The sequence below is a fragment of the Snodgrassella communis genome, from assembly GCF_914768045.1.
Classification (GTDB): domain Bacteria; phylum Pseudomonadota; class Gammaproteobacteria; order Burkholderiales; family Neisseriaceae; genus Snodgrassella; species Snodgrassella communis.
On sequence record NZ_CAJZCD010000003.1, the window covers coordinates 19,748 to 46,744 of the forward strand.

The following is a 26,997-nucleotide window of genomic DNA, read 5'->3' on the forward strand; positions in this document are numbered from 1 at the left end:
GCAATAGCGCAAACCTGTTGCCTGTATCCTTTCGTGCCTTATGTTTCGTTCTTCCCAGATTAATACAATCAATCTGTTACTACTGCCATTGTTACTGATTATCAGTATTAGCATCGGTGCAGCCACTTTTCATTGGGGTGACCTATTTAGCAGCAGCGATACACGCTCCCTGCTACTGTATAGCCGCCTACCCCGTTCTGTAGCTATTATCCTTACCGGTGCCACGCTGGCGGTGGCTGGCATGGTATTACAGATTGTATTGCGCAACCGTTTCCTCGAACCGAATATGGTTGGAGCCACTCAAAGTGCAGCACTTGGTGTACTACTGGTATCCATCTGGTTGCCACAAGCTACCCAGCTGACCAAAATGAGCTGTGCCAGTATTGCTGCATTACTGGGCATGACTTTGTTTTTATTTCTGTTCCGCCGATTGCCAGCCCACCGGCAGATGATGATTCCGTTAATCGGCATTATTTACGGCAGCATCATTGAAGCACTGGTGAATTTCATAGGTGTAGAAACCAATACCCTGCAATTGCTGGCGGTGTGGTTTGCCGGTGATTTTTCTGCCGTACTGGCAGGCCGCTATGAATTGTTGTGGCTCACCGGTTTGATGGCGCTGCTTATCTATTTTCTCGCCGACCGATTAACCATTGCCGGGCTGGGGCAGAATATCAGTACCAATCTGGGCATTAATTATGCGCAAATGATGTGGATTTCCCTGATCACAGTTGCCATGATTACTGCCATCGTGGTGGTAACGGTTGGGCAGATTCCATTTATCGGATTGGTCGTACCCAATATTGTTTCCCGACTGGCGGGTGACCGTTTACGGCAGAATCTGCCCGCAGTTGCACTTCTGGGTGCCAACGCCCTGCTAGTATGTGACATTATCGGCCGCACTATTGACCCGCCCTATGAAATACCGGTATCCCTGATTTTCGGCATAGCCGGAACCATGATTTTCCTGTATCTGCTGTTTAGAAAGCCTTCCGTACATGCAGCTTAATCCAACCATGCCGTCTCACCATGCAAGTGCACGTTTCCTCGGCGTGCTCAGTATTCTGTTAATCATTACCAGCATCCTGTTTATGACTTACGGAGTAAAGGGCGGCTGGGATTTTGTTCTGCAACTGCGCGGCAAAAAGCTGCTCATGCTGCTTACAGTCGCCTATGCAGTTGGCGTATCAACCTTGCTTTTCCAGACCTTGACCCATAATCCCATTCTCACCCCGGGATTGCTTGGCTACGATTCACTTTATCTGCTATTGCAAACCGTTACCCTGTTTGTATTTGGCGCAGTAGGCTATACCAGTATTGGCGCACTAAGTAAATTCATTATTGAAGCACCATTAATGATGATAGCGTCCTTACTATTGTTTCGCACGCTAACCAAAAACAGTAATGGTGACTTGGCTCGACTGATACTCACCGGCATGATTTTTGGCGTCATGTTCCGCAGCTTCAACAGCCTGTTACAGCGCCTGATTGATCCCACCGTGTTTGCCGTTGCTCAGACGCGCTATTTTGCCCAATTTACCTCCGTAAACCTCAGCATGCTGATAATCGGTATCAGCGTAATGCTGGTTAGCACTGTCTGGATCTGGCGCATGCGCTATCAGCTGGATGTCCTTATGCTTGGGCGCCATGCCTCAATTGCACTGGGAATAAACTATGCCCGTCTGAGCCGCAGCATTCTGCTGTGGATTGCCCTGCTGGTTTCCGTTTCCACCGCGCTGGTAGGGCCTGTAAGCTTTTTTGGCTTACTGATATGTGCACTGGTGAATGCGTGTGTACCCAATATGAAGCATCAGCTGCGAATTCCAGCCGCATTTCTGGTGGCTGCGTTGGTACTGATTAGTGGCCAGCTATTATTTGAACACCTATTCGGCATGCAGGGAGTATTGAGTGTCGTCATTGAATTTTGCGGTGGCATTGTCTTTCTGTGGCTGGTATTAAAGCGTAAACGCTAAACTGTTCAGACACATACTTATTTATATTAACTGTTTTTCTGCTTACCGATTTAACCAGACAGCATTATGATTACCATAAAAAATGTTAACCACAATATTAGTGGCACAGCAATCCTGCGCGATATCAATCTTAACATACCAGATAAAAGCATTACCGCACTGATTGGTTCCAATGGTGCAGGTAAATCTACCTTGTTTTCCCTGATTGCGCGTCTGCTACCACTGCAACAAGGCTGCATACATATCGACGAACTTAATGTCAGCCACAGCAAATCTACCGCCATCGCCCAAAAGCTGGCGATATTATCGCAAGAGAACAATATACAGAGTCGGATTACCGTACGTGATTTATTGCTGTTTGGCCGCTATCCACACAATCAGGGGCGGGTAACTCCCCAAGACCAGCAAATTGTTGATCAGGCATTACAACGTTTTGAACTGGAAGTACTGCAACAGCGCTACCTGAGTGACCTTTCTGGTGGGCAACGCCAGCGCGCCCTTGTCGCCATGACTTTCTGTCAACAAACCAAACATGTTATTCTGGACGAACCACTCAACAATCTGGATATGTACCATGCCCGCGAGCTGATGCGCCTGCTGCATCAGCTCACTACCGAACAGGGATTATCAACCATCATGGTCGTGCATGATATCAACATAGCCGCAGCCTATGCCGACCATATTATTGCCATGAAAAACGGACAAGTTATCATGCAAGGCACACCAGACGATATTATTACCACAGACAATATTCAAACCATATTTAATCTGGATACCGAAGTAGTCAGCCATAAAGATAAACCACTCGTTATCCATCATCTTTAACAGGTCATATCATGCCAAACAATCATACTGCCCGCCCACAGACCTCACTGATTATCGCTATTGTTGTTCTGTTTATTATACTGGCCTCATGGTTTATCTGGCTGTTTATGGGAGACGATGCCGCAATACGTATGTCCATGACTCGCATCATGTTTATTTTTATGGGACTAGTATGTACTTTTTTATTTGGCGTACTCATCATGATTGGCCTGAAAATCAGGCACCAGCAACGCCCGCATAACTGAACCTTTCAGATATCTCCGGCGCAGTGCAATCTCAAAATCTACACAGAGGTGTTCTAATCCATCAGAACACCGCGCACGGTTTTATTTGCTAAAACAGAGCATCACACTACTTTCTTTACTACAGCAACCATTTTTTTCTAAAACAGCAAGCCACGCAGCTACTTATCCACCAGTTAGCATTCCAAATTGCCAGATTAGACATAAAAAATCGCTATAAACCGCCACCAAAAAGCATTTTAAGCAGATTTGGTATAATACTCATATCTACTTATTTTTCGGCAGTATCTGTGCCATGTCTGCATACGAACTTAATCAAATCCTAAGCAAAGACCGCTTTTACCTGCAACAAGCCTGCAAAAATCCTGCCCGTTACGGCGGTGAAGCAAAAGTAAACAGCCGTTACCAGCGCTCCCATCAGGCCTATCTGCAACGACTGGCCAGATTACCCGTGCCTGAATACGACAATACCCTGCCCGTCCATGAAAAACGTGCAGCAATCAAACAGGCCATCAGCCAGCATCAAGTAGTTATCATCTGCGGCGAAACCGGATCAGGTAAAACCACTCAGCTGCCGAAAATCTGCCTCGAACTGGGGCGCGGCGTAGCCGGACTAATTGGCCACACCCAGCCACGACGGCTGGCTGCCCGCTCAGTAGCCGAGCGTATCGCCGAAGAACTGCATAGCCAGATTGGCCAAACTGTAGGCTACAAAGTACGCTTTAACGACAAAACCGCACCCGAAAGCTATATCAAACTGATGACCGACGGCATCCTGCTGGCCGAAAGTCAGACTGATCGCTTTCTCAACACCTACGACACCATCATCATCGACGAAGCGCATGAACGCAGCCTGAACATCGACTTTTTACTGGGCTATCTCAAGCAGCTTTTACCACGACGTCCCGACCTGAAAGTCATCATCACCTCGGCCACCATTGATGCCGAACGCTTTAGCCAGCATTTTACCCTGCATGGCATCCCCGCTCCTGTCATCGAAGTATCTGGTCGTACCTATCCGGTAGAAATACGCTATCGTCCCCTGCACAGCACCGATGCAGACGAAGCCGAAATAGAAATCAACGACGCCATTATTGATGCTGCCGACGAGCTGGCACGTGAAGGCAATGGTGATATCCTGATATTCCTGCCCGGCGAACGTGAAATCCGCGAAGCTGCACATGCATTACAGCAATCGCCACTACGCCGTAACGACCAAATCCTGCCCCTGTTTGCACGCCTGTCTGCGGCTGAACAGCATAAAATCTTTCATCCAGATAGTGGCCAGCGCCGTATCGTACTGGCTACCAACGTTGCCGAAACCTCCCTTACCGTACCCGGCATCCGCTATGTTATCGATACCGGACTGGCTCGGGTAAAACGTTATTCCGCCCGCGCCAAAGTAGAACAATTACACATCGAACCCATCAGTCAGGCTGCTGCACGTCAGCGTGCCGGCCGTTGTGGCCGCGTTGCTGCTGGTATCTGTATCCGCCTGTATAGCGAAACAGACTTCAACCAGCGCCCAGCCTTTACCGACCCAGAAATTATCCGCAGCAATCTAGCCGCTGTTATCCTGCGCATGATTAGCCTTAAACTGGGCGATGTGAACGCCTTCCCCTTTTTACAGGCACCCGAGCAACGCTATATCAACGACGGCTATCAAATCCTGCTCGAACTTGGTGCAGTAGACGAACACAACCAGCTAAGCAAACTGGGCGAACAAATGGCGCGCCTGCCGCTAGACCCACGCATCAGCCGCATGCTGCTGGCTGGCAAACGTCTGCAATGCGTTGCTGAAATGCTGGTAATCGTAGCAGCACTATCGATTCAGGATCCGCGTGAACGGCCACTGGAAGCACGTGAAGCAGCGACCAAAGCGCACGAACGCTTTAACGACAAACAATCTGACTTTCTTGCCTATCTCAATATCTGGGATTCTTACCAGCGTGAACGCGATAAAGGTTTATCCAACCGGCAGATGATACAGTGGTGTCATCAATATTTCCTCTCCCACCTGCGCATGCGTGAGTGGCGTGAACTGCATCACCAGCTGGCACAGATTGCCATAGACATGGGACTTACCGATAAAGCCAGCGCCTACCGGCAAACACCTGCCAACCTTACCACTCAGCCAGACATCGACAATAACAGCGATCAGGATTTATCCGCCAAACTCAAACAGCAGCAGATTGCCCGTCGGCAACAACGCCACAACCGGCAACAGGCCAAAGAGGCCAGCTACGAACAGATTCACCGCGCCCTGCTCACCGGCCTGATAACCAATATTGGTCTGAAAAGTCCCGAAGGACACGACTACACCGGCGCGCGCGGCATTCATTTTCATCTTTTTCCCGCCTCCTCATTATTTAAAAGCAAACCCAAATGGGTTATTGCTGCCGAACTCACCGAAACTACCCGTTTATATGCCCGTGATGTTGGCAAAATCGAACCAGAATGGATTGAAAGCGAAGTCCCTCATCTTTTGCGCCATCACTACTTCGAACCACACTGGGAACAGAAACGCGGCGAAGTAGTGGCCAGCGAACGCATCACCCTGTACGGCCTTACCGTCCTGCCCCGTCGTCCAGTAAGCTATGGGCGCATCAACCCAAAAGAAGCTCGTGAAATCTTTATCCGCAGCGCACTCGTAGCACAGGAGTGCAACCTCAAAGCAGCTTTTTTCCAGCATAACCAGAAATTGATAGAAGAAATCACCGAACTGGAACACAAATCTCGCCGGCAGGATGTACTGGTAGATGAAGAAGCACTATTCAGCTTCTACGACCAGCGCCTGCCAGCCAGTGTAGCAAGCAAAGACCACCATCTGCCACTGGCCGATATCCGCACCTTTGAAACATGGCGCAAACAGGCTGAAGCCGAAAATCCCCAACTGCTGTACCTGAGCCGTGACGACCTGATGCAACATGCGGCCAGCAATGTCACCGAAAACCAGTTTCCCGAATACCTCAGTACCAAAGACGGCCGCTGTACCCTCAGCTACCGTTTCGAACCCCATCACCCGTTGGATGGCGTTACCGTAGCAGTCCCCCTGCCCTTGCTCAACCGCATCAGCCCCGCGCGGCTTGAGTGGCTCGTACCCGGCATGATTCGCGAAAAACTGCAATTACTCATCAAAGCCCTGCCCAAACAAATCCGGCGCATCTGCGTACCCGTACCCGATTTCATCACCACTTTTCTAAGCAGCAATCCCGATACCAATGCCCCGCTGCTGCCGCAACTGGCACACGCCATTGCCCGACAGGCCGGCGACATGCGACTGCTCAGCCAGATAGACATCGAACAGTGGCGCACACAACAATTGCCAGCACATTGTTATTTCAACATTCAAGTAATAGATGACAGCGGCACAGAACTGGCCAGCGGGCGTGACCTCAGTATCCTGCAACAACAGCTCGGACAGGCGGCTGCGGTAACCTTCCGCGACAACAGCAACGAATTTGAGCGCGACAACATCACCAACTGGGATATTGGCAAACTGCCAGAAAGCATCAAATTTGCCCGCGCCGAGCAGCAACTTACCGGCTATCTTGGCCTGCAACTGCAAAAAAACGGCAGCATCGCCTTACGCCTGTTTGATACCGCTATTGCCGCCGAACAGGCACATCGCAGTGGCGTACTCGCCCTGATGAGCCTGCACCTGAAAGAACAGATTAAAGACCTCAACAAAGGCCTGCCAGACTTTACCCACATTGCCATGCTGCTCAAGCATCTTGGCACCGACACCCTGCGCGAAGACCTCACACATACAGTTCTTGACCGCGCCCTGATAGGCGAAGACGACCTGCCACGTGACGAAAAATCCTTCAAGGAGCAGCTCAAACGGGCGCGCAGCCGTCTGCCAGCAGTAAAAGAAGCTGTTAACCACTATGCCTTGCAAACCGCACAGGCCTATGCCGAAGTTAACAGCCATCTGGGTAAACATCCATTAACCCAGCTTTTGCGCCAGCACCTCAACAGCCTGATTTACCCCGGCTTTGCCAGTGCCACCCCGTGGCAGCAGTGGCCGCGTCTGCCCATATACCTGCAAGCTATGCTCAAACGCATGGACAAATATAGCAGCAACATCACCCGTGATACTGCCCGCGAAGCAGATATTCAGGCACTCACCGATACATGGCAGGAAAAAATATCCCAATATAAACAACAAAACCAGCCGATACCCACAGCCATAGCCGAATTTCGCTGGATGCTTGAAGAACTGCGCGTTTCTCTATTTGCACAGGAACTGAAAACCCCTTATCCCGTTTCCGCCAAACGCCTGAGCAAAGAGTGGGACAAACGCACAGCACTGTAAAATCCACATAAAATAACCGCCCCGTTCTCCAGAACAAGGCGGTTATTTTATTCCGCTTACAACTACAGACCAGCCTCTTAATTATCGACCAGCTTCTGAAAATCCTTATCTACATAAGAAGATAAACGAAATCTCACCTCAGCTGGTGGCAACGTAATTCCCAGTTTTTGTGCCAGCACCTGCCCGTCAATATACTTATTCTCACAAGGTGGTATCCTCAGTGCATTAAGAAAAGACATCAACTGCTCATGTGTCTGAAAGCAGACCGTACACCAGTATTCACTATCCATAACCCGCTGACGTAGCTGTCTGGGCATCTGTTTTGCCCGTTCAAACTCCTGTTTCAACTCCCCGAGCTGCATCAGTGCGTCCGTATCTGCACGACGGCGTCCAGCACGCTCAGAACACGCCAAGAAAGACCTCTGCTCAGAAATATTCCGTGCCTTTCTGTCCAAATTACGTTGTACAGATATACCAGCCCTGACAACACTTTTATCCTTTTCCATGAGCACACTCCCAACGATAAATTTCCAGTTCACACAATGGAAAAAACTCCAGAATCTTCTGATAGTCACGCGGATAAAACTGCCTGATTGGCAGTAGAAAACGTAAATCCAAGCTATCAAAAGAACAACCAAATACCTTGTAATCACTTCCAAGTCTGACGTGATGTTGCGTAAAACAATCTAGCAAATCCCTTTTTTTCCAATCCCATACCGGATAATACTGACACTGGCTCTTCACAATCGAACCATGTCGCAACATACTCAGCCGCTGCTTTGGATTTTTCTCCACCCTAGTACCATTCGCCACCGGCGTATTCGGCGGCAAATCAAACATCCGGCACATTACCTTTTGAATATCGGCATAATCAAAATCCTCCAATTGTGCTTCATCAATCGCCGCCACATTGCACAAAGGCTGAAAAACATGTGCCTTGAGCATCTGATACAGTGCAGGATGCGGCAAACGGGTAATCTTGATACCAAACTGTCGCTCATATAAATCAAGCTGTTCTTCTACAAACTCCAGCTCTGGCACCAGATACAGATAATAAGGATAAACATGCGTAAAGCTGTCCTTAATAGCCAGATAAGCAGCAACAGCATTTTTACCCGTACTAAATGCCAGAATACTTTGCCTGTGTTCTCTAGCGACCTTCTTAATCGTCTTTACTCCAGACAAAATTGCCATATACTCACAATCCCCCAGTAAAACAAAAATAGACTAAATCAATCTAATTGTATTAACTTTAAACGCTCAACCAACAATAATCCATACAAATCTTAAAAAAACAATAAAATCTCTATATATTTCTTAATATCAGCATATTATGCTAATAATCATCGCATTAAAGTTAAATAAAAATATCAATTACCTTAATCTTGCCATTTTGCGTTTGCTAACTAATCCAGATATCACAGTCACAGAACATTCTTCAAAAAACAATCACTTTCACCATACACACCTAAATTAATTAACATAAAAGCATGTATACAGTACTTTGAAGACTGCGCCCCAACGTCCAAACCCACTTTATTCCTGCCACCTTTGCTTACAAACCTTAAGAAACAAACCTAACTGTCCGTACCAGCAGCGGCTGTTAGCAACATCAACTACCCCATCCTTTCTCTTTAAAATATAGAGTTAAATCACACATCAAAGTTTACATACAGATCAAATATATAAAATATATTATATTAACGATGAATAATATTTTCAGAATTAACAACATTTGTAGACCAAGATCAAATTATTTGCTATTATTCTTAACCAAATAGCCAATAAGCTATTTATTTTCCTGCATTCCCGCCATTTTATACGTCAATTTCTCTCCTATTTAGACCTATAAACTCCAATGGCGGGCTTTTTTTACACCAACACTAAAATCACATATCAGTAAATCAACAGTTGTTCTAAATCAATCAAACAGAGATTTCTTCTCAATAACACCATATCAACTTAAAAAAAATTGACAATTTAACATCGCCAATCCCAACCTCATTGAATTTTGAACTTTATCACCTGCCTAATGGTATTAATGTAGCCGTCTCTTTACCCTGCTCAACCACATCAGCGCGGCTTGAGTAGCTATACTTAGCATGATTCGCAAAAATCACAATTACCCATCAAAGGCCTGCACAAACAAATCCAGCACATCCGCATACTCGTACCTGATTTCATCGCTACTTCTCTCAGCAAAAATCCTGACATCAATGCCCACTGCTGCCCCAGCTAGCAGCAGCCATTGCCTGACAGGATAGCGACATGCATCTTGCTCAGCCAGGTAGATATCGAACACTAACTCACATAATAATGGCCAGCATATTACTATTTCACCATGCAAGTAATTGATGATAACAGCGCAGAGCTGGCCAGCGAGTGCCCCTTCAATATCTTGCAACAACAGCTTAAGCAAACGGCAGTAGTCTGCCAGCGCTAAAAGAAACCATCCACTATTGCGCCATGTAAACTGCACAGGCCTATGCCAAAGTCAACAGCCATCTGGGCAAACATCCATTAACCCAGTTTTTGCGCCAGCATCTGAACAGCCTGATTTATCTGGAGTTACCAACGCACCACCCTATGGCAGCAATGGCTAGGCCTGCCTATATCACTCAAAGCCATACGAAAATGCATGGACACACACAGCAGCAACCCCATCATGATACTGCCTGCAAGGCCAATATTCAGGTACTCCCCCCGATATATCGAAGACAAAAATACAGCAATATCAGCAACAAAGTCAGCCTGTACCCACTTCGATAGCCGAATTTCGCTGAATACGCCAAGAGGTACACGTTTTCCTGTCAGCTCAGAAACTTCACCTATGCTATTCAGCGAAACGCCTAAACGAAGAATGATACAAACGCATAACTTGATAAAACAAATATCCTTGGTAGTAGCGCCAATTAACGCAAGAGCGAGCTGCTATTAATCCTGAATCGAATCAGCTTAATTAACTGAGGCAGAAATTGAGCATAATAGTCACCATTGTAATTTTATGCCAATTTCATCCTGAAACTTTATTTTTATATTGCTGTTTGTATTATTTTTATTATCAATTAATAAAATTTGGCTTAGTTTGTAAATAAAGGAATATGTATGTTAACATTAATAGCATATAAATACCAAAAAGGAAGAAAATTGTAGAAAAAACTTAAAGTTAAAATTCATTAAAATATGATATTTTATTTAAAGATTTTTTATTAATTTCAAACAATTGTTTGAAATCAAGGAGATAATCAGTATGAAATATTCTAAGTTGATGCTTAAATCATTGGTTATTGCTGTTTCAATAGCATTGACTGCCTGTAATGAACATAGGGATCATTTACATGTGCATGCTACAAACACGGGTGGCAAATTAGGAGGAAGTGGTGCCGAAGGTACACCACCTATACCATCGCCAAAACCGGAATTACCTTCACCAGTAGAGCCTTCTCCTGAACCTATCGATCCGCCTAAACCTATAGATCCTCCTGAACCTATAGACCCGCCTAAACCTATCGATCCGCCTAAGCCTATCGATCCTCCTGAACCTATCGATCCGCCTAAACCTATAGACCCTCCTGAACCTATAGACCCTCCTAAACCTATAGACCCTCCTAAACCTATAGACCCTCCTAAACCTATAGACCCTCCTGAACCTATTGACCCTCCTAAACCTATAGACCCTCCTGAACCTATAGACCCTCCTAAACCTATAGACCCTCCTGAACCTATTGACCCTCCTAAACCTATAGACCCTCCTGAACCTATTGACCCGCCTAAGCCTATCGATCCGCCTAAGCCTATCGATCCGCCTAAACCTATTGACCCTCCTAAACCTATAGACCCTCCTGAACCTATTGACCCTCCTAAACCTATAGACCCTCCTGAACCTATTGACCCGCCTAAGCCTATCGATCCGCCTAAACCTATCGATCCGCCTAAACCTATAGACCCGCCTAAACCTATTGACCCTCCTAAACCTATAGACCCTCCTGAACCTATTGACCCGCCTAAGCCTATCGATCCGCCTAAACCTATTGAAATTCCAATGCCTTCGGATGACCCCTCCAAATTTGATAGTTCCGAAAGTGCCGAAAAAGTAGCATTAAGTAAGAATCAATATGGTGGTGATAATCAACAGGCTAATCGTTTGAATTTAAAAGACGCTCGTGATCAGGGACTTGATGGTAGTGGGGTAAAAGTGGGAATAGTTGATCTACCAGCTCATACTCAACATCCAGCATTACCCGAAAATACTGTTGATATGGGTGAGTTTGGTACTCACCACCCTCCCCAAAGTACGCATACTCACGGAGATATAGTAGCATTGGTTTTAGCAGGTAAAAATGTTAATGATCGGGTATTGGGAATAGCTTCAAACGCTAATTTACATCTCGCTGCTGCGTCTTACCCGACACCAGGCCTCATAGAAGGACGTGTAGCAGCATTAAGTGCATTTCATGCTCTTAATCAGCAAGGTGTAAAAATTGTTAACAACAGCTATGGCAGCAATTATGCAGATCATAAGCAAAGATATATTGATTATGCTGATGAATATTTAAATCCTATAAATGCTACTGCTAAGGAAACATCTTATATAGGTCAGGTTACTTCTTTAGTACAGGATGATATGCTTTTTATCTGGGGTACAGCTAATAATGGTGAGAAGCAGCCCTCTATTCAATCGCTATTGCCATTGATTGAACCTGAATTACAAAAAGGCTGGATAGCAGTAGCTGGGGTAGATCCGGATAATAAGATTAATGAGCGTTCTAATCGTTGTGGCGATGCCAAAGACTGGTGCATGGCTGCTTATTGGCGAGTTGACATGGCTAATCTAGAAGCACAGCCTGGTGAGGATATTAATTCGTTACCACTTTCTGCCGCGGCAGGTACCTCAATCGCAGCGCCTCAGGTTACAGGTGCTGCCGTATTGGTGAAACAAAAATACCCATGGATGACTAATGACAATTTACGTACCACCTTACTCACCACGGCTACCGACCTTGGTGCCAAAGGTGTGGATTCTGTTTATGGCTGGGGGTTGTTAAATATCGGTAAAGCAGTTAATGGTCCGGCACAATTTGCTTTTGGTAATTTCTCTGCCAATGTGACTGACGGACAATATATATTCAGCAATGACATAAGCGGAAAAGGCGGATTAATTAAAAATGGAAGCGGTACATTGATATTACAGGGGCAACATACTTATGAGGGTGAAACCCAGATTAACTCAGGTATGCTGGCTTTAGATGGCAGCAATCAATCAAAAGCACATATTGCTGATAGCGGTACCTATCAAGTTAAAGGTAGTACTGGTACTGTTAATAATGCAGGTACTTTCATAAGCCGTGATGCCACCATTAATGGCAATTTTACTCAGACAGCAGACGCCACCTTCCAAACCAATCTAGGTAGTCAAACCACCATCAATGGTACAGCTAATCTGGCCGGACGTTTGTATTTTGATGCACTTAAATCTGGCTTTATCCCAGAAACAGGAACAAAGGTTGAAGTGATAAATGCTCAGCAACGCAATGGTGAATTTGATAAAACAGAGTTATCCGCCAATATATTATTAGATGGCAAAACCGTTTATGATGGCCATAATGTTAACTTTGATATTACCCGGATTCCTGCCCGTACAGCTGTTTTAGCCAATCATCTTTTAACACGCAGTGCAGCAGATCAGGCGATTCAATCGGCAGCCGATGCGGTAGATAAAACCTTTACCCAACTGGATAGCTTGCAGATGTCTGAGCTACAGGATACGCAAAAGCAGGATTTAGTGGAAGGTGCTGTTAGTATCCAGAATGTACAATCAGCGCAAAGCCTGAAGCGGTCGCTATATTCTTTATCGGGAGCGGTATATAGCAATGCTAATGTGGTGAATACATTGGCAATGGGTAAACTGAATAATGATTTTATGTCATCTGTTCAGAACACTTCAGATAAAGTTGAAGCGATTGTTAAATTTAACCATGCTAAAAACCGTTGGAATCCATCCGGAATCAAAGGTAAACAAAATACCAATAACGGTATACTGGGCGCCAACAAAAACTTCGGTAATGGTTTATCCGGCGCTATAGCCTATACTTTCCAGAATTCGAGCTGGAATGAACCTGATGCAAGTGCTGATATCAAAAGCAATGGTTTGATGATTGGTTCGTTCTATGCACCAGATGCATGGAAAGGCGCATTCCTTAGCGGCAGTTTAGGCTATAACCGTTTCTCCAACGATGTTAATCATCAGATATGGTTAGGAGAAAAAGTTGAGCAGAGCGGTGCCAAAGTCAAAGGAAATTTATGGCAACTGGCAGTTAACGGCGGTAAGCCATTTAACCTCAACAGACTAACGCTCACGCCACAATTGGGAATGAGATATGACTATCTGCAACAAAACAGCTTTACAGAAGATGGCGCGCACGGATTTGGTTTGCATGCCAGAAAACTGAATAAAGGAGTAATAGCAGGTACTGCTAATTTATTAGCCCAATACCGCTTTGATATCAAAGACACATTGTATAGTATCTTTGGTTCAGTAGGAGTTGAGCATGATTTTCAGGATAGGGATTATGCCACTCGTGGCGGTTTTGCAGGTATGCATAGCAATGAAAAAGCGGGCAGATGGTCTTCGGCCAAAACACGCTGGAATACAGCGGTAGGTAGTAATATACAAATCGGCCGAAATATCAATGCTGGTATACAATATCAGTATGAAAATGGTAATCATTGGCATAGTAATTCTGCCAAAGCGAATTTAAATATTCATTTTTAATAATGGCATGAATTATTAGCTGTCTGATTATATAACTGAATTCCGGGATAACCGGAATTCAGTTTATGACTGTCCCATTCTTAGTACACCGCCTACGCATCAAATAGCGCTGCGTGCTTCAACATTTTATATCCATTTAGTGTCACATTGCTGAATATCTCATGCAGCTTTCCGGAACCATAAACCGTTAGCCATTCTTTGATTACTTTCATTGCTTACTTTAGATTATTAAAAAAGACATAAACTCAATACTGCCGGGCAATACATACACTGAAATCGCTCAATATAACTATATTGATATAAACTACCCGATCGAGTATCAGCTATGGCTATCCCATAACATTAACCATAATCAGGAAATTAATCTTGTCTAATCGTTAAAATTTTATTAGTATAATTAAATAAATTTAATTTCGGAGTATAGCTGTGTAATTTATAGCGAGTTGTTTCTATCAAAAATAATTACAATTACTCGCGTGATGCACAGAAATCGTGTTTTTTTCTATCAAAATTTGATATGCATTGCTTCACGCTGTAATTCTCTTTTGTTTTTCAGTGGTGATTAAATTCAATGCAATCTTTACGTCAAGAATGGTTTTCAAATATCAGAAATGATGCCCTATCCGGGCTCGTCGTCGCACTTGCCCTTATCCCCGAAGCAATAGCTTTTTCAATCATTGCCGGTGTTGATCCCAAGACAGGACTCTATGCAGCTTTTTGTATAGCGGTTATTACTGCTTTTACAGGCGGTCGCCCCGGTATGATTTCTGCTGCTACCGGTGCAATGGCATTATTGATTGCTGGTCTGGTTAAAGCGCATGGGATTGAGTATCTACTGGCCGCAACCATCTTATGTGGTATTTTTCAGATTATTGCGGGTTTTCTTCAATTAGGAAACTTAATGCGCTTTGTTTCCCGCTCAGTAGTAACGGGGTTTGTTAATGCATTAGCTATCCTGATTTTTTTAGCCCAACTTCCCGAACTGACTAATGTAACATGGCATGTCTATGCGATGACTATCACAGGGCTTGGTATTATTTATCTCTTCCCTTATATCCCCAAAGTTGGAAAAATTTTTCCTTCGCCACTACTGTGTATTCTTATCCTTACCGGTATCTATATGTATTTTAGAATGGATATACGTACAGTTGGTGATATGGGTACCCTGCCCACAAGCTTACCTACTTTTTTACTCCCGAATGTTCCTTTTAATCTCAATACTTTATTGATTATTTTACCTTACTCCATTTCATTAGCTATTGTTGGCTTATTAGAGTCGATGATGACCGCAACCATTGTAGATGATATTACCGATACGCCCAGTGATAAAAATCGTGAATGTAAGGGGCAAGGTATCGCCAATATCGTCACAGGTTTCTTCGGCGGTATGGCCGGTTGCGCAATGATTGGCCAATCAATGGTTAATATGAAGTCAGGCGGGCGGACGCGTTTATCCTCACTTATCGCAGGAACTGTACTTTTATTATTAGTGGTGTTTTTACAAGACTGGGTAAGCCAAATACCCATGGCTGCATTAGTAGCTGTCATGATTATGGTTTCCATTGGCACCTTTAACTGGAACTCAATCAAAAATCTTAAATCGTACCCACTATCAACCAATATTGTTATGCTTTCTACCGTAGTTGTGGTTGTATTTACCCATAACCTTGCTTACGGCGTATTTGTAGGGGTATTACTGGCATCATTATTCTATGCCAATAAAGTCGCCCATTATCTGCACATTAAGACCGAGCAACCCAGCAGCGAGCAACGTACTTATACAGTGTATGGACAAGTATTCTTTGCCTCTTCCGCAAAATTTACTAGTTCATTTGACTTTAAAGAAGTCGTACAAAAGGTAACAATTGATCTTACTCAAGCACATTTCTGGGATATAACCGCTGTAGCAGCCTTAGATAAAGTTGTAATTAAATTCCGCCGAGCAGGCACACAAGTAGAAGTTTTAGGGCTGAATAAAGCCAGTAGTACAATTGTTGACCATTTTGGTGTTTATGATAAACCGGATGCCCAACAGAATTTAAATAATCACTAAGAGAATCTAACAACGAAAATGGATAACCTGTATTGTGTGGGGTAGTGCTTTCTTTTGCACCTTTCTGCAACACACACAAAAAAGGCTGAAATATAGGAAACACGGGGATTGTGGGAGGGGAAAGGGGGGAAAATTTGGGATTCAGCTTTTGTACCATTTTAGGCAAAAATTGCGCATTTTTTGATACCTTTTGAACAGATTATAAATAAGGTTTGAGCAATGTTTAAACTGTTGCTAAAAGCCGGTTTTTATAGCTTTGGATAATGTGGTTTTATGTGTTTTGTGCGTAATAGTTTTTTGCCTTAAGTTTTACGTTGCCGTAAAACTTAAATTAAGCGTAAAAGTTAAAAAAATACTTTTTAAAAACATGTTTTTATACATTATTTTTTATTTGGCGCTATAGCTTGTAACTTTTTCGAAGATTCTACAACTCTCTTGTTTAGAAAATGACAACTAAACAAAAAACTAAACAAAATGCACTGTTTTTTTGTTTAGTCTTTTGTTCAATTAAATTAATTAGTTATATAAGATTAAGAATCAGAACGCTTATCGACTAAACAAAAAAACATTTTTTTAATCGATAAAAAAAATTTGCTTAGAAATTCGTAAACTAGCCAAGCTAATCCTTTTTTTAAATGTATCTACCAAACCATTCAACCCTGCCGATAATTGATACATCACTTGCAGGTGATGAGATATCAACTTCAAAGGGTGGATATGCTTCATTGGCGGACATTATAAGAAGCCGTCCACCTGGTAAAGATTGTACCCGTTTTACAATTAAATCTTCACCGATACGTATAACATAAAGGCCTGAACCGGGCTTATTATTGGCGTGATTTACCAGAATATTATCGCCGTCATTTAGCACTCCCTCCATTGAATCGCCTTTAACTGTAATCACGCTCAAATGATTAGGGTCTGCTCGTAAATAGTTTTTTATCCAGTATTTACGAAATGCAAGTACTAAAGTATGGTTTTCATCGGAGTTGTAATAACCACTACCAGCGGCAGCTTTTACCTCGTAATAAGGAATAAATACGAAGTCGTCAACATTCACAGTGTGACCAAGAACATCATAAACCATTGAAGTAGAATCTTTATCTAATAGTAATGATGTACTATCTAATAATTTTGTTTGCTGTGATTCATCTGGGAATGGGCTCCCCTCTCCAGTAAGCAGCCATGTTAAATCACATCCTGTAACTTCTCTTATTTTTATTAAGGTTTCAGCTTTTGGGATACCTCCATCATACCAAATGCGAGTAAATCCCTGAAAAGTCATACCAATTTGTTTAGCAATTTGTGTTGGTCCCGTGTCGTTACCAAATAGAAAAAGAAGGCGATCTTTAAAAGTTTGCATACTATTCATCTTTTGCATATAAATTCGAACTATTTGCAACTAAAGTTGCAAATAAACACATCTGTTGCAAATAAAAAAAACATTTTATATTCAATTGATTAATAAAATTCATCTCAAAAGTTACGAAAATTTATTTGCAACAGGTTTACTAATAAGTTTTTGCATATTATTATATCCATAAGTTAAGCATTTTGATGAATTCAACAGCGTTAAGCTATGGAGTAAGTTTATATGCAAAAAAATACAGCCGATTGGCATCGCGCCGATATAGTAGCGGCACTTAAAAAACAAGGCTGGTCTATCGCTGCTTTATCGCGAGAAGCAGGATTAAGTTCAAACACCCTAAAAACAGCACTTGCAGCACCATATTTAAAAGGCGAAAGAATTATTGCTGCTGCAATAGGGGTTGCTGCTGAAGAAATTTGGCCTACTCGTTATGCGCGTAGGAATTTCCATCCCGTACTTCCCAAAACAGTAATTAATAACTGAATGATAAGGTATTGCAGCAAATAGTGCATCTTAAATATGCAAAATCTAACCAAAGAAAATTATGTTTTATGGAAACTAAATATTTAACAGCAACCGATATTGCAAATTTATCTTTGTCGATGCTGCCTAAATCCAGACAAGGAATTGAAAAACGGGCAAGAATTGAAAGTTGGCCATTTGAAATCGTTCCAGGTAATGGAAGAAATGGAGGAGTTCGCAAATATACTGTTGATTTGTTGCCTTGTGATGTTCAATCTGCCATCAAGAAAAAGCTGATAAATCAAATTTTAGCCAATTTTGAAAAGGTAGCCTTACCAAATACAGATAAAAAAACAACAGTAGTTACAAAACGTTTACAGCAATTAGGTTTATCAATAGATGAAGAGGTAGGCAATCTAAAAGATAAACAAAAAGATATAGCATATGCTCGGATGTCATTGTGCCAAGAAGTTAGCAAGATGCATCACGTTGCAGGTTTGGGTGTCAAAGAAGCTGTCAGATATGTGATTGAGCAGGTTGATTCCGGATTGCTGCCTGAACATTTGGTAAAACTGATTGAAGTGGCTAATGCCAGAAGTAATGCAAGTCGCAATTTATCGTTCAATACTTTGTATAAGTGGCTTCGTATATACAAGGCAGCGAAAACACCTAATGAAAGGCTGGCGGCATTATCGCCACGGCAAACTAAACCTAAAACGCCATTGCTGGCTTACGATTGGTTGCCGGATTTTATGTCCTTTTATTCCAGTCCAAGTAATCCTAGTGTTACTCAGGCATACAGGGGCTTTGCTAAGAACTGGATTGGTGCAGGTAAGGATGTTGCTGAACTGCCATCTATAGATGCTGTTAGGCGTGCATTGAAGAAGATGCCGGTAATTGCTAGGGAGCGCGGGCGCAAAACTGGTGCAGCATATAAATCATTGTTGCCTTATGTGCAGCGCGACTGGCTGGCACTCTCTCCTAATGATGTCTGGATTGGTGACGGGCATAGTTTTAAAGCAAAAATAGCCCATCCTGACCATGGCCGGCCATTCAAGCCTGAGGTAACGGTGATTGTTGATTGTTGCCGGATGATTGTGGGTTTTTCTGTATCGCTGGCTGAAAGTACGGTTGCTGTTGCTGATGCGTTAAGAATCGGTATTAAGAATTTTGGCTTGCCGCTAATGTATTACTCGGATAATGGCGGTGGTCAAACAAGTAAGATGATTGACCATGAGGTAACTGGTTATTGTGCCCGCCTTGGTATCCATCATGAAACGGGTATGCCGGGTAATCCGCAAGGACGCGGGATTATTGAGGGGCTATGGGATGGGACGCTTATTGCTTTAGCTAAGGAGTATGAGACGTATACCGGCCGTGGTATGGATAGCAGTACGAAAAATATGATGTACCGAAAGCTGGATAGTGCCTTAAATGCGGAGAGTAAGGGCAAGGAGCTGACTCCTGAGCAGAAGAAATATAAGGCTAAACTGCCTAGCTGGAAGCAGTTTATTGCTGATGTGACTCGGTGTATTGATGAGTATAACCACCGCCCACACCGTGCATTGCCTAAGAATGTGGATGGAATTCACTACTCTCCTGCTGAATACCGCGCTATGCGTCTGCAAAAGGATGGTGTGGAGGTTGACCGGTTGACTGATATTGAACTGGATACGCTGTTTATGCCAGAGACGATTAGGGTTACTAATCGTGGCTTGGTATCACTTATGGACAATAGTTATTTTCATGTTGATTTAGCTAATTACCACGGTGCGCAGGTGCGGGTTGCCTATGATTTACATGATTATCAGCATGTGATTGTGCGGACGATGGACGGTAAGTTTATCTGTAAGGCGGTATTTGAGGGCAATAAACGCGATGCTATGCCTAAGCCTTTGATGCAGCAACTGAAAGAAAAACGGGTTAAGAATCGGGTACGGCGTAAGGAAGAACAGATTGCGATTGCTGAGGCTGAATTAAAACCGGCAATTGAGCATCAGCCTAATTTTGGCTTGCTGCTGGGTAATGGTGCGGCAATTCCGGTATGTGATTACGTGAAAGCAGAGAAAGAAGAGCGTAAACCGTTGTTTATGTTTGAGAGCGACCGAGATGCTTGGGAGCAAAATCATGGTACTGACTGAGAAAGGGCAAGATATGTGTAATCAAGAGCTAGGCAGACAAATCACCGCGTTAAAAATGTTTAAAGCAGCCGTTGATGCCGCTGATGATGATGTAACTATTGCGACTTTTTGCCGTGACTATTTTTTTAGTTTATTCAAATCGTTTGATTTAACTGCATCGGAGGCTGTGGCTATGCTGGTGGCACTTGCTGCTGCAATGAATGATAAGAAGTTTTGTAATGTTTTTGCTTGTTCGCCGGAGATGCTGTGCGCCAACGCTTCTGATTCGGCACTTATCCAAGCTATTAAATCAGACCAAGAGATTTGGGATTTATTGTGAGGCGGCAACCGGAGGCAACCGGTTACCTAGACCCTGAACCAATTTTCAATAAGTGAGTTATTAAAATGTCTATAGCACAGGATTTACAGAACTATATCAATGAACGTGGTATTTCACAAGGCAATGTTGCGCGTGGTATCGGAAAAAGCCCGGCAACGATTAATCAGTATTTGCAAGGCAAGTACGCTGGGGATGTGGCTGCTTTAGATAAGATGGTTGCTGCGTGGCTGCAAACACAGCGAGAACGGGCAAATGATATCCGTACGCAGTTAAGTTACACATATACAACAACGGCGCGCCGTATTGAGGAGGTGCTCAGGCTGGCGCATGTTGAGGGTGAGACTGTTGTGCTGTATGGACAGGCTGGGTTGGGTAAAACGAGTGCGCTGGAAGCTTATGTAAGGCGTAATCCGGACGCTATTATGGTTGATTCTGACCCGAGTTACAGTGCAAAGGTGTTGCTGTCCTGTATTGCGGCTGAGGTTGGTGCGGAAAGTCGCGGCAGTTTGCATCAGTTGATTGAGGCACTGATTAAGAAGTTAAAGGATAGTGGCCGGATTATTTTGGTGGATGAAGCGGAAAATCTGCCATTGCGTGCGCTTGAATGTCTGCGCAGAATTCATGATAAGACTGGTATCGGGCTGGTACTGGCCGGTATGCCTCGCTTGCTGGTTAATCTGCGCGGCAGTAAGGGGGAATTAAAGCAGTTATATAGTCGGGTGGCATTCAGGTTTGATTTAGGCGATACGGTGCCTGATTGTGAGCTGGAGGCTATTATTAATCAGTCAATTAGTGGTATTGACCCGGATACGGTACAGGCGTTGGTTGTGGCTGCGCATGGTAATACGCGGCGGTTGGCAAAGCTGGTACGGGGTGTAACCCGTATGACAAAGGTTAATAACCGGCCGTTTGATGTGGCTATGGTAAAAGAGTTTGAAAAGATGCTGATTAGCTAAGCTAAAAATGATAAATGCTTGATGCATTATATATTTTTTACCTATAAATCATAATAAATAATTGATTATAAAGGAAAATTAAAATGGAATTAAAGGAAAGCCGTTTTATGTACTGGATTCTGGCGGTGCCTTTTTCGCTGGTTTTAAGTTGCCAGCCGGCGGGATGCAATCCGGCACCGGCCAAGGTATCTATGCCATCTGCTGTATTAGTTAAGCAGCAGGATGAAGAGGCGCAGCAGCAGGCGGATGCGGTAGCAGCTATGTATGAGCATATGGGCGATGAGGAGCGGATGCGTGGTGTGGTTTATGAGCCGGTAGATGAGGAGCTAATCAGATGAGGCAGTGCAGACAAATTCGGGTGGTTAATGGCAAGTCTAAAAAGTATTGCCCTGTATGCAAGAAATGGCTGCCGGTGAGTTCGCGTTATTTTTCAGAAAGCAGACGCCATGCAACTGGATTTCTAACCTACTGTAAGGATTGTTGTAATGAGATTCAGCGCAGGAAACGAGAAAAAGAACGCGCCGCTGAAAAAGGTTATTTGAGAACTGATGCTGCTGCGGTGGTGGCATCTGCTGAGATTTTGAAACCGGAATACTGGTTAATCAATAGTGATAATTATCGGAATGGAGATTGATATGAATAAAGAACAAGCGATTGAAAAAATCAAAAAATGCCTACGATTGGCTAAGTCAGCAAACGAAAATGAAGCAGCGCAGGCGTTTAAACATGCGCAAGCTTTGATGCGTGAGTTTGGTGTGACAGATATAGATGTAGAGATGTCGGAGATAATTGAGACCAGCGTTAAAATTCCTGTGGCCATTCCAAAATGGCAATTTGTCCTGTTTGAAATCTGTAAAGATGCTTTTGGTGTTGATGGTTACATATACAGAAGTCTGGGGGCGGGTACTGGTAATCAGATGGCACATTTCCGGTTTTATGGAATGTCCCCAAAGCCGGAGCTGGCAGCATATGCGTATGAGGTTTTATTGCGCCAATTGCGCGCTGCACGGCGGGAATATATCGCCACTAAACTAAAGCGGGTCAAACTGGCTAAAAATAAAACATACCGTGCTGACGAGTTTTGTCTTGGCTGGGTGTCAACTGTTTATCTCAAGGTGGAAAAGTTTGCTGTCGGAGAGGAAGAACAGCAAAAATTAGGCATATATCTGAATAGATTAAATCTGACTAGTACGTCAAAACCACGCACGATAAATGCTTCAAGTTCGGCCAAACGGGCTGGATATGATGATTATGCTGAGGGATATGACAAAGGAAAAGATGCGCAGTTAAATCATGCGATGAGTGGTGCAGAGAGTAAACGGCTGGGGGGGATTCAGCCATGAAGCATGTTATGACCATAAACAGAAATAGCCCACAATTTGACCAATATTTGGATATGGCCATTAAAGATGCTTTGATTAAGGGTGCCATACTGAATGTGACAAATTTCAAGCAGGAGGCGCAGCGCATTAAACTCACTTATGAGGGGGGTATGCTCGAAGCTATACATGTGTTTTTTGGTAATAAGGTTACACCGGAATCAGTAATCAATGCCCTTGGTAATGATATCAGGATTATACGCGATGAGGAGCGGGAAGCATGAAAACGCGCTGCCCTGTATGCGGAGCTGAAAACAGTCTTGATGCCCTGATTGCTAATGAGGATGCACGCGAATTACTGTGGACGCTGGCGCAGGTTGGCGGTGATTTAGCTAAGCAGTTGGTTAAATATCTTGGTTTGTTTCGTCCTGAAAAGTCGAGCCTTTCGGGGGCAAGAATGGCCAAGCTGCTGGCTGAGTTGCGGCCGGATATTCTCAATCAGTGTATTCAGCGTGATGGCCGGATAACGAAAGCACCATCAGCGGCATGGATATGGGCACTTGGTGAGGTGCTGAGCGCACGCGATGCCGGTACGCTCAAGACGCCGCTTAAATCCCATGGCTATTTGTATGAGGTGTTGAGTAACTGGCGCGGTACTGTACAGCAGGTTGTTGAGCAGCCTATGACACAAAACGGTAGTAACAAGATGGTGGAGAGCCTTGCACGGCTTGAAAGTATGAAATGAAAGCGTTTGTCAGACAGGAAATTATTGCAGGCTTGCAGTTGCTGTGTACTTTGCGCTTACAGGGGGCACCGCCATCCGATGGGATTGAGGCCACGGCACAGGGCTGGCTGATTGCACTGGAGCCGCGCACTGCGGGATTTGATGAGCAGTTAGACCAAGGCCGCATTACTAAGGCTTTTCAGCTACTGGCCGCTAAAACGGTACGCTGGCCGCCACCGGTGGCACTGATTGAGCTGATACCGGAGCGGCCACGACCAAAATTATTAAATCATGATAAAAGACTAACAGAGGAGCAAAAACGGCAAGGACAGTCAAATTTAAAGGCGATTAAACAACTAATTAATCAGGTTTTAAATAAACGTTAAAGGATTTTTTATATATGGCAGCAGCTAAAAAACTGAGAACTAAACGCGAAGCATTACCGGCTTTTATTCATTCACGTGATGATGCGGTTGCAGGTATCAAGCGCATGGGTGATTTATTGCGTCTGCGCGAACAGATTCAGGGTGAAATGAATGACAGTATTGCGCAGTTGCAGGAGGATACCGCAGCAAGGGTGGCACCGATTGATGAGGAGCTGGCCGAACTGGAAGCCGGAATTGCAGCATACTGCACGACGCACCGTGATGTGTTGACTGATGGCAACAAGGTGAAATTTGCTGACTTGATAACCGGTAAGGTTTCATGGCGCAATAATCCGCCTAAGGTGGTAATCCGTGGTGTAGATGCGGTGATTGCGCTGATGGAGCAATGTGCAGATTTCAGTCGCTTTATCCGGGTGAAAAAGGAAATTAATAAGGATGCGGTGCTGAATGAAGCTGCGCTGTTTGAGCAGTCGCCTGTGCCGGGGCTGTCGATTGTGCCGGGTAAGGAGCAATTTGTGATTGAGCCGTACAATCAGGAATTGCCAGCCTGTACCTCTTAACGCGGTTATAGACCAAAGGGACAACTGATATATCAGTTGTCTTTTTTTTTGCGTGCATTTTTTCTGATTAATATGTAATTATCGCTCCAAACGGAGGACGCATTATGAATAAACATAACAGAAATAGTATGATAGCCAAGATAAAAATAGCACAACAGCAGCTGTGTATTGAGGATTCAGCCTACCGTGCGCTGTTGGTGCGCCTGACCGGTAAATCATCCAGTACGCAAATGAATCAGGACGAGCTGGAATGCGTAATCAGGGAGATGTGCCGGCTGGGTTTTAAGCCTACTAAACCGAAACGATACGCTGCACCCAATCACCGTAAATCTAATACGGCAATGATAGGCAAAGTAGCCGCCCTGCTGGCCGATAATAAGCTGCCGTGGAATTATGCCCACAAACTGGCCAAGCATATGTTTGGGGTTGACCGGGTGCAATGGTTGAATGACTGGCATTTGCATAAATTGATAGCTGCGCTGCAAATCCATGCAGACCGGAGATATGAGGAGTACGACCCATGTCATTCGAAAGTATAAAGCATCTGTTGCCGCCGATTATGCATGAAATCATGGATATTATTGGCCTTGAAGCCACAAAAGCACTGGTTGATGCTATTGGTGGCACTAGTTTCAGGTTTAGTGCGGGGGTTAAGGACTGCCCACGCTACCGGATATTATGCGAGGCAATCGGCGAGGAAATGACTACAAAGCTGCTGGAACGATTCAGAAACTCAGATGAGTATATACCGCGGTGTGCGACGGCGATGCGTGCCCTGTATTATGCACAGTTCAAGCATGATTTTGAGTACCTGACCCAGTACGATAAAAAAAGTGCGCGCATGGCCTTGCTGCAATTGTGCCCGCGCTATAAGATTAGTGAGCGTACTGGCTGGAAAATCATCCATGAACAGATTAATGCGATGGCCTATCAGCCCGGCCTGTTTGAATCACCGTGCTGAAGATGTACAGCTATTTACCATAAACGTTAATATTCAAAAATATCCATACTTTAACAGATGGATATTTTTTTATGAGCATTATCACTATTACAGCCGGACACAGTAATACTGACCCGGGTGCAATTAATGCAAAATCTCAAATCACGGAAGCCAGTATCGCTTGTGAGATGCGTAATATGGTTGCGTATTATCTGGAAAAAGCACGTGTTCACTATCGTACTGATGGTACTGGTACAACCAATCAGCCCTTAAATAATGCAATCAAGTTAATCAGCGGCAGCAAGGTTGCGGTTGAATTTCACTGTAATGCCTCATCCAGTGCAAGCAGCAAGGGTGTGGAAGCTTTGGCACAGCCAAAAGACCGCGCCCTGTGTCAGCGGCTGTGCAAGGCTGTAGCCGATGTAACTGGCAGTGGCCTGCGCGGAGATAAAGGCTATCAGCCGGAGAATGCTGGCCAGCATACGCGACTGGGCTATGTGCGAGCCGGCGGCATTATTCTGGAGTTATTTTTTATCAGTAATAATGCCGAACTGGCGGTATGGAATGCGAAGAAATGGCTGATTGCTAAAGCTGTGGCCGAAGTTCTGATTGCGGAGGCTGATGCATGAAGCTGAAACGTATTTTTAGAGAGATTGCCCGCAATCTCGCATATCTTATGATGCTTGGCTGGCTGCCTCTATTAGTGTTCTATTTTGTCTGTAATCCTGAGCTGGTCGTCATCATACTGGCTACTGTCAGCTGTATTGCGGCATTCGCTGGCTATGGTTATGTGTTATTGCTGCTTTTGTATAAGGGCATAACTGACCTCTACGAGAAATATTCGCCAGTACTGCGCACGATAAAAGAAAACCGTGAGGTTTTTAATCAGTTTGTTAAGTGGGCAAAAGAAAATGATAAGAAAATTATTTAAGTACTTTGGCGGCCTTGTTAATAATGTGGAAACTGGGCAGTTATCGCACAGCAAGCTGTGGGCAAATGTCGCTGCGGGTGCGGCCACTTATAAATTCATTGCTTTGCCTGATTGTGATGCAGAAATCTGGATTGCGTATTTGGGTATTGTCGGTGGCTATGCGGTGGCTATGAAATGGATTGCTGCTAAACATGCTGACAGTCCTGAGAAGCAGCCGGATTTGGATAACTAAGCTTGCAAGGGGCGGTGTACCGTCCCTTGTTAAAAAAAATACAAAGGCATGAATATGATTAGTTTGAGTGATAAATATAAAGCTGTACTGCTAGCGGCATTACTGCTGTTGGTATGCCCGATTAGTTTTCAGCTTGGGCAAATGTCTGGGCGCAAAGATGCGACCAAGGCACGGGCGGAGCTGGCTAAGGTAAAAGTGGAGTACGCACAGTATACGGCTGATTTATCAGCAGCCCATGCTGCTGCGCTTAAAAAAGCCAATGCCGCGCTGTTAGAGCAGCAACATAAAACCGCTGATATCAGTCAACGGTTGGTTGCGGCCAATGCTGTTATCAAAAATAAAGCTAATAAATTGAAAGATGAGGTAATCAAAAATGAAAACAATAACGATTGTACTGGCCTTGATGCTAACGGCGTGCGCATCTACAACGCCGCCTTTGGTTACGAATAGTACTGCTCACACGGTAGAAATCCCG

28 protein-coding genes are annotated in these 26,997 nt (G+C 44.2%); 24 read left to right on the forward strand and 4 right to left on the reverse strand.

Annotated elements, in window-relative coordinates; all coding sequences use genetic code 11:
- The first annotated feature begins 40 nt into the window (after positions 1–40).
- The 5 genes from MJ761_RS04195 to hrpA all read left to right on the forward strand — a co-directional run bounded on the left by MJ761_RS04195 (position 41) and on the right by hrpA (position 7,358).
- Positions 41–1,009, forward strand: a complete 969-nt coding sequence (locus tag MJ761_RS04195; RefSeq protein WP_093093221.1) for an ABC transporter permease — start codon at positions 41–43, stop codon at positions 1,007–1,009.
- The gene (locus MJ761_RS04200; RefSeq protein ID WP_218060229.1) at positions 999–1,973 is read left to right on the forward strand and encodes an iron chelate uptake ABC transporter family permease subunit; all 975 of its coding nucleotides are present in this window, start codon (positions 999–1,001) and stop codon (positions 1,971–1,973) included. The genes MJ761_RS04195 and MJ761_RS04200 overlap by 11 nt, the downstream gene beginning before the upstream one ends.
- A 66-nt stretch (positions 1,974–2,039) precedes the next feature.
- Positions 2,040–2,798 carry an iron ABC transporter ATP-binding protein gene (locus MJ761_RS04205; protein ID WP_093093219.1) on the forward strand — a complete coding sequence of 253 codons (759 nt, stop codon included), beginning with the start codon at positions 2,040–2,042 and terminating at the stop codon, positions 2,796–2,798.
- An 11-nt stretch (positions 2,799–2,809) separates the two neighbouring features.
- Positions 2,810–3,043, forward strand: coding sequence for a hypothetical protein (locus tag MJ761_RS04210; protein WP_093093217.1), 234 nt, complete (start codon positions 2,810–2,812; stop codon positions 3,041–3,043).
- A gap of 292 nt (positions 3,044–3,335) precedes the next feature.
- Entirely contained in the window at positions 3,336–7,358 is a 4,023-nt protein-coding gene (gene hrpA / locus MJ761_RS04215; protein WP_093093214.1) for an ATP-dependent RNA helicase HrpA, read from the forward strand.
- Positions 7,359–7,435: 77 nt separating this feature from the next.
- On the opposite strand, the gene MJ761_RS04220 is transcribed toward hrpA, so the two are convergent.
- The 3 genes from MJ761_RS04220 to MJ761_RS04230 form a co-directional block, all read right to left on the reverse strand.
- Positions 7,436–7,864 carry a hypothetical protein gene (locus MJ761_RS04220; RefSeq protein WP_093093212.1) on the reverse strand — a complete coding sequence of 143 codons (429 nt, stop codon included), beginning with the start codon at positions 7,862–7,864 and terminating at the stop codon, positions 7,436–7,438.
- Positions 7,851–8,552, reverse strand: a complete 702-nt coding sequence (locus tag MJ761_RS04225) for a hypothetical protein (protein ID WP_037405055.1) — start codon at positions 8,550–8,552, stop codon at positions 7,851–7,853. Before MJ761_RS04225 ends, MJ761_RS04220 begins: the two co-directional genes overlap by 14 nt.
- A 928-nt stretch (positions 8,553–9,480) precedes the next feature.
- Positions 9,481–9,837: a hypothetical protein gene (locus MJ761_RS04230; RefSeq protein ID WP_093093210.1), complete on the reverse strand. Its 357-nt coding sequence runs from the start codon at positions 9,835–9,837 to the stop codon at positions 9,481–9,483.
- Positions 9,838–10,608: 771 nt separating this feature from the next.
- Between MJ761_RS04230 and MJ761_RS04235 the strand changes: the two genes are divergently transcribed.
- Positions 10,609–14,130, forward strand: a complete 3,522-nt coding sequence (locus tag MJ761_RS04235; protein ID WP_239392862.1) for an autotransporter domain-containing protein — start codon at positions 10,609–10,611, stop codon at positions 14,128–14,130.
- Positions 14,131–14,701: 571 nt separating this feature from the next.
- The gene (locus MJ761_RS04240; RefSeq protein ID WP_093093206.1) at positions 14,702–16,183 is read left to right on the forward strand and encodes a SulP family inorganic anion transporter; all 1,482 of its coding nucleotides are present in this window, start codon (positions 14,702–14,704) and stop codon (positions 16,181–16,183) included.
- A gap of 631 nt (positions 16,184–16,814) precedes the next feature.
- Here the strand turns inward: MJ761_RS04240 and MJ761_RS04245 are convergent.
- Entirely contained in the window at positions 16,815–17,546 is a 732-nt protein-coding gene (locus tag MJ761_RS04245; protein ID WP_093093246.1) for a S24 family peptidase, read from the reverse strand.
- Positions 17,547–17,777: 231 nt separating this feature from the next.
- On the opposite strand from MJ761_RS04245, the gene MJ761_RS04250 reads away from it, so the two are divergent.
- The 17 genes from MJ761_RS04250 (at position 17,778) to MJ761_RS04330 (ending at position 26,972) form a co-directional block, all read left to right on the forward strand.
- The gene (locus MJ761_RS04250) at positions 17,778–18,035 is read left to right on the forward strand and encodes a helix-turn-helix domain-containing protein (RefSeq protein WP_093093204.1); all 258 of its coding nucleotides are present in this window, start codon (positions 17,778–17,780) and stop codon (positions 18,033–18,035) included.
- A 68-nt stretch (positions 18,036–18,103) separates the two neighbouring features.
- Positions 18,104–20,155, forward strand: coding sequence for a Mu transposase C-terminal domain-containing protein (locus tag MJ761_RS04255; protein ID WP_093093202.1), 2,052 nt, complete (start codon positions 18,104–18,106; stop codon positions 20,153–20,155).
- Positions 20,142–20,474 carry a hypothetical protein gene (locus tag MJ761_RS04260; RefSeq protein WP_093093200.1) on the forward strand — a complete coding sequence of 111 codons (333 nt, stop codon included), beginning with the start codon at positions 20,142–20,144 and terminating at the stop codon, positions 20,472–20,474. The genes MJ761_RS04255 and MJ761_RS04260 overlap by 14 nt, the downstream gene beginning before the upstream one ends.
- A gap of 65 nt (positions 20,475–20,539) precedes the next feature.
- The gene (locus MJ761_RS04265; protein ID WP_093093198.1) at positions 20,540–21,430 is read left to right on the forward strand and encodes an AAA family ATPase; all 891 of its coding nucleotides are present in this window, start codon (positions 20,540–20,542) and stop codon (positions 21,428–21,430) included.
- Between the two features lie 83 nt (positions 21,431–21,513).
- On the forward strand, positions 21,514–21,768 hold the full coding sequence (locus MJ761_RS04270) for a hypothetical protein (protein ID WP_093093196.1): 255 nt from the start codon (positions 21,514–21,516) through the stop codon (positions 21,766–21,768).
- On the forward strand, positions 21,765–22,064 hold the full coding sequence (locus MJ761_RS04275; protein WP_093093194.1) for a hypothetical protein: 300 nt from the start codon (positions 21,765–21,767) through the stop codon (positions 22,062–22,064). Before MJ761_RS04270 ends, MJ761_RS04275 begins: the two co-directional genes overlap by 4 nt.
- Position 22,065: 1 nt before the next feature.
- Positions 22,066–22,773: a DUF2786 domain-containing protein gene (locus MJ761_RS04280; RefSeq protein WP_176715092.1), complete on the forward strand. Its 708-nt coding sequence runs from the start codon at positions 22,066–22,068 to the stop codon at positions 22,771–22,773.
- Positions 22,770–23,033 carry a hypothetical protein gene (locus MJ761_RS04285; RefSeq protein ID WP_093093189.1) on the forward strand — a complete coding sequence of 88 codons (264 nt, stop codon included), beginning with the start codon at positions 22,770–22,772 and terminating at the stop codon, positions 23,031–23,033. Before MJ761_RS04280 ends, MJ761_RS04285 begins: the two co-directional genes overlap by 4 nt.
- A complete protein-coding gene (locus MJ761_RS04290; protein WP_093093186.1) occupies positions 23,030–23,494 on the forward strand; it encodes a hypothetical protein in 465 nt (154 codons plus the stop codon). The genes MJ761_RS04285 and MJ761_RS04290 overlap by 4 nt, the downstream gene beginning before the upstream one ends.
- Complete coding sequence (locus MJ761_RS04295) at positions 23,491–23,859, forward strand: hypothetical protein (RefSeq protein WP_093093184.1); 369 nt, start codon at positions 23,491–23,493, stop codon at positions 23,857–23,859. The genes MJ761_RS04290 and MJ761_RS04295 overlap by 4 nt, the downstream gene beginning before the upstream one ends.
- 14 nt (positions 23,860–23,873) lie before the next feature.
- The gene (locus tag MJ761_RS04300) at positions 23,874–24,419 is read left to right on the forward strand and encodes a host-nuclease inhibitor Gam family protein (protein WP_093093182.1); all 546 of its coding nucleotides are present in this window, start codon (positions 23,874–23,876) and stop codon (positions 24,417–24,419) included.
- Positions 24,420–24,523: 104 nt separating this feature from the next.
- Positions 24,524–24,958 carry a gp16 family protein gene (locus tag MJ761_RS04305; RefSeq protein WP_093093180.1) on the forward strand — a complete coding sequence of 145 codons (435 nt, stop codon included), beginning with the start codon at positions 24,524–24,526 and terminating at the stop codon, positions 24,956–24,958.
- A complete protein-coding gene (locus tag MJ761_RS04310) occupies positions 24,940–25,380 on the forward strand; it encodes a Mor transcription activator family protein (RefSeq protein ID WP_093093177.1) in 441 nt (146 codons plus the stop codon). Before MJ761_RS04305 ends, MJ761_RS04310 begins: the two co-directional genes overlap by 19 nt.
- Positions 25,381–25,451: 71 nt before the next feature.
- Positions 25,452–25,988: an N-acetylmuramoyl-L-alanine amidase gene (locus tag MJ761_RS04315; protein ID WP_093093175.1), complete on the forward strand. Its 537-nt coding sequence runs from the start codon at positions 25,452–25,454 to the stop codon at positions 25,986–25,988.
- Positions 25,985–26,290 (forward strand): hypothetical protein, encoded by a 306-nt coding sequence (locus MJ761_RS04320; protein ID WP_093093173.1) that lies wholly within the window; start codon positions 25,985–25,987, stop codon positions 26,288–26,290. Before MJ761_RS04315 ends, MJ761_RS04320 begins: the two co-directional genes overlap by 4 nt.
- Positions 26,271–26,522: a hypothetical protein gene (locus MJ761_RS04325; protein WP_051608416.1), complete on the forward strand. Its 252-nt coding sequence runs from the start codon at positions 26,271–26,273 to the stop codon at positions 26,520–26,522. Before MJ761_RS04320 ends, MJ761_RS04325 begins: the two co-directional genes overlap by 20 nt.
- A 54-nt stretch (positions 26,523–26,576) precedes the next feature.
- Positions 26,577–26,972: a hypothetical protein gene (locus MJ761_RS04330; RefSeq protein ID WP_093093171.1), complete on the forward strand. Its 396-nt coding sequence runs from the start codon at positions 26,577–26,579 to the stop codon at positions 26,970–26,972.
- The last annotated feature ends 25 nt before the right edge of the window (positions 26,973–26,997 follow it).

Bases quoted from the DNA above. Each gene is read 5' to 3' on its own strand.
- MJ761_RS04250 (WP_093093204.1), top strand. From the start codon at position 17,778: ATGCAAAAAAATACAGCCGATTGGCATCGCGCCGATATAGTAGCGGCA.
- MJ761_RS04270 (WP_093093196.1), top strand. From the start codon at position 21,514: ATGGAATTAAAGGAAAGCCGTTTTATGTACTGGATTCTGGCGGTGCCT.
- MJ761_RS04315 (WP_093093175.1), top strand. From the start codon at position 25,452: ATGAGCATTATCACTATTACAGCCGGACACAGTAATACTGACCCGGGT.
- MJ761_RS04320 (WP_093093173.1), top strand. From the start codon at position 25,985: ATGAAGCTGAAACGTATTTTTAGAGAGATTGCCCGCAATCTCGCATAT.
- hrpA (WP_093093214.1), top strand. From the start codon at position 3,336: ATGTCTGCATACGAACTTAATCAAATCCTAAGCAAAGACCGCTTTTAC.
- MJ761_RS04300 (WP_093093182.1), top strand. From the start codon at position 23,874: ATGGCAGCAGCTAAAAAACTGAGAACTAAACGCGAAGCATTACCGGCT.
- MJ761_RS04220 (WP_093093212.1), bottom strand. From the start codon at position 7,864: ATGGAAAAGGATAAAAGTGTTGTCAGGGCTGGTATATCTGTACAACGT.
- MJ761_RS04280 (WP_176715092.1), top strand. From the start codon at position 22,066: ATGAATAAAGAACAAGCGATTGAAAAAATCAAAAAATGCCTACGATTG.
- MJ761_RS04240 (WP_093093206.1), top strand. From the start codon at position 14,702: ATGCAATCTTTACGTCAAGAATGGTTTTCAAATATCAGAAATGATGCC.
- MJ761_RS04195 (WP_093093221.1), top strand. From the start codon at position 41: ATGTTTCGTTCTTCCCAGATTAATACAATCAATCTGTTACTACTGCCA.
- MJ761_RS04245 (WP_093093246.1), bottom strand. From the start codon at position 17,546: ATGCAAACTTTTAAAGATCGCCTTCTTTTTCTATTTGGTAACGACACG.
- MJ761_RS04200 (WP_218060229.1), top strand. From the start codon at position 999: ATGCAGCTTAATCCAACCATGCCGTCTCACCATGCAAGTGCACGTTTC.
- MJ761_RS04325 (WP_051608416.1), top strand. From the start codon at position 26,271: ATGATAAGAAAATTATTTAAGTACTTTGGCGGCCTTGTTAATAATGTG.
- MJ761_RS04285 (WP_093093189.1), top strand. From the start codon at position 22,770: ATGAAGCATGTTATGACCATAAACAGAAATAGCCCACAATTTGACCAA.
- MJ761_RS04330 (WP_093093171.1), top strand. From the start codon at position 26,577: ATGATTAGTTTGAGTGATAAATATAAAGCTGTACTGCTAGCGGCATTA.
- MJ761_RS04295 (WP_093093184.1), top strand. From the start codon at position 23,491: ATGAAAGCGTTTGTCAGACAGGAAATTATTGCAGGCTTGCAGTTGCTG.
- MJ761_RS04210 (WP_093093217.1), top strand. From the start codon at position 2,810: ATGCCAAACAATCATACTGCCCGCCCACAGACCTCACTGATTATCGCT.
- MJ761_RS04260 (WP_093093200.1), top strand. From the start codon at position 20,142: ATGGTACTGACTGAGAAAGGGCAAGATATGTGTAATCAAGAGCTAGGC.
- MJ761_RS04235 (WP_239392862.1), top strand. From the start codon at position 10,609: ATGAAATATTCTAAGTTGATGCTTAAATCATTGGTTATTGCTGTTTCA.
- MJ761_RS04290 (WP_093093186.1), top strand. From the start codon at position 23,030: ATGAAAACGCGCTGCCCTGTATGCGGAGCTGAAAACAGTCTTGATGCC.
- MJ761_RS04275 (WP_093093194.1), top strand. From the start codon at position 21,765: ATGAGGCAGTGCAGACAAATTCGGGTGGTTAATGGCAAGTCTAAAAAG.
- MJ761_RS04305 (WP_093093180.1), top strand. From the start codon at position 24,524: ATGAATAAACATAACAGAAATAGTATGATAGCCAAGATAAAAATAGCA.
- MJ761_RS04205 (WP_093093219.1), top strand. From the start codon at position 2,040: ATGATTACCATAAAAAATGTTAACCACAATATTAGTGGCACAGCAATC.
- MJ761_RS04255 (WP_093093202.1), top strand. From the start codon at position 18,104: ATGGAAACTAAATATTTAACAGCAACCGATATTGCAAATTTATCTTTG.
- MJ761_RS04310 (WP_093093177.1), top strand. From the start codon at position 24,940: ATGTCATTCGAAAGTATAAAGCATCTGTTGCCGCCGATTATGCATGAA.
- MJ761_RS04225 (WP_037405055.1), bottom strand. From the start codon at position 8,552: ATGGCAATTTTGTCTGGAGTAAAGACGATTAAGAAGGTCGCTAGAGAA.
- MJ761_RS04265 (WP_093093198.1), top strand. From the start codon at position 20,540: ATGTCTATAGCACAGGATTTACAGAACTATATCAATGAACGTGGTATT.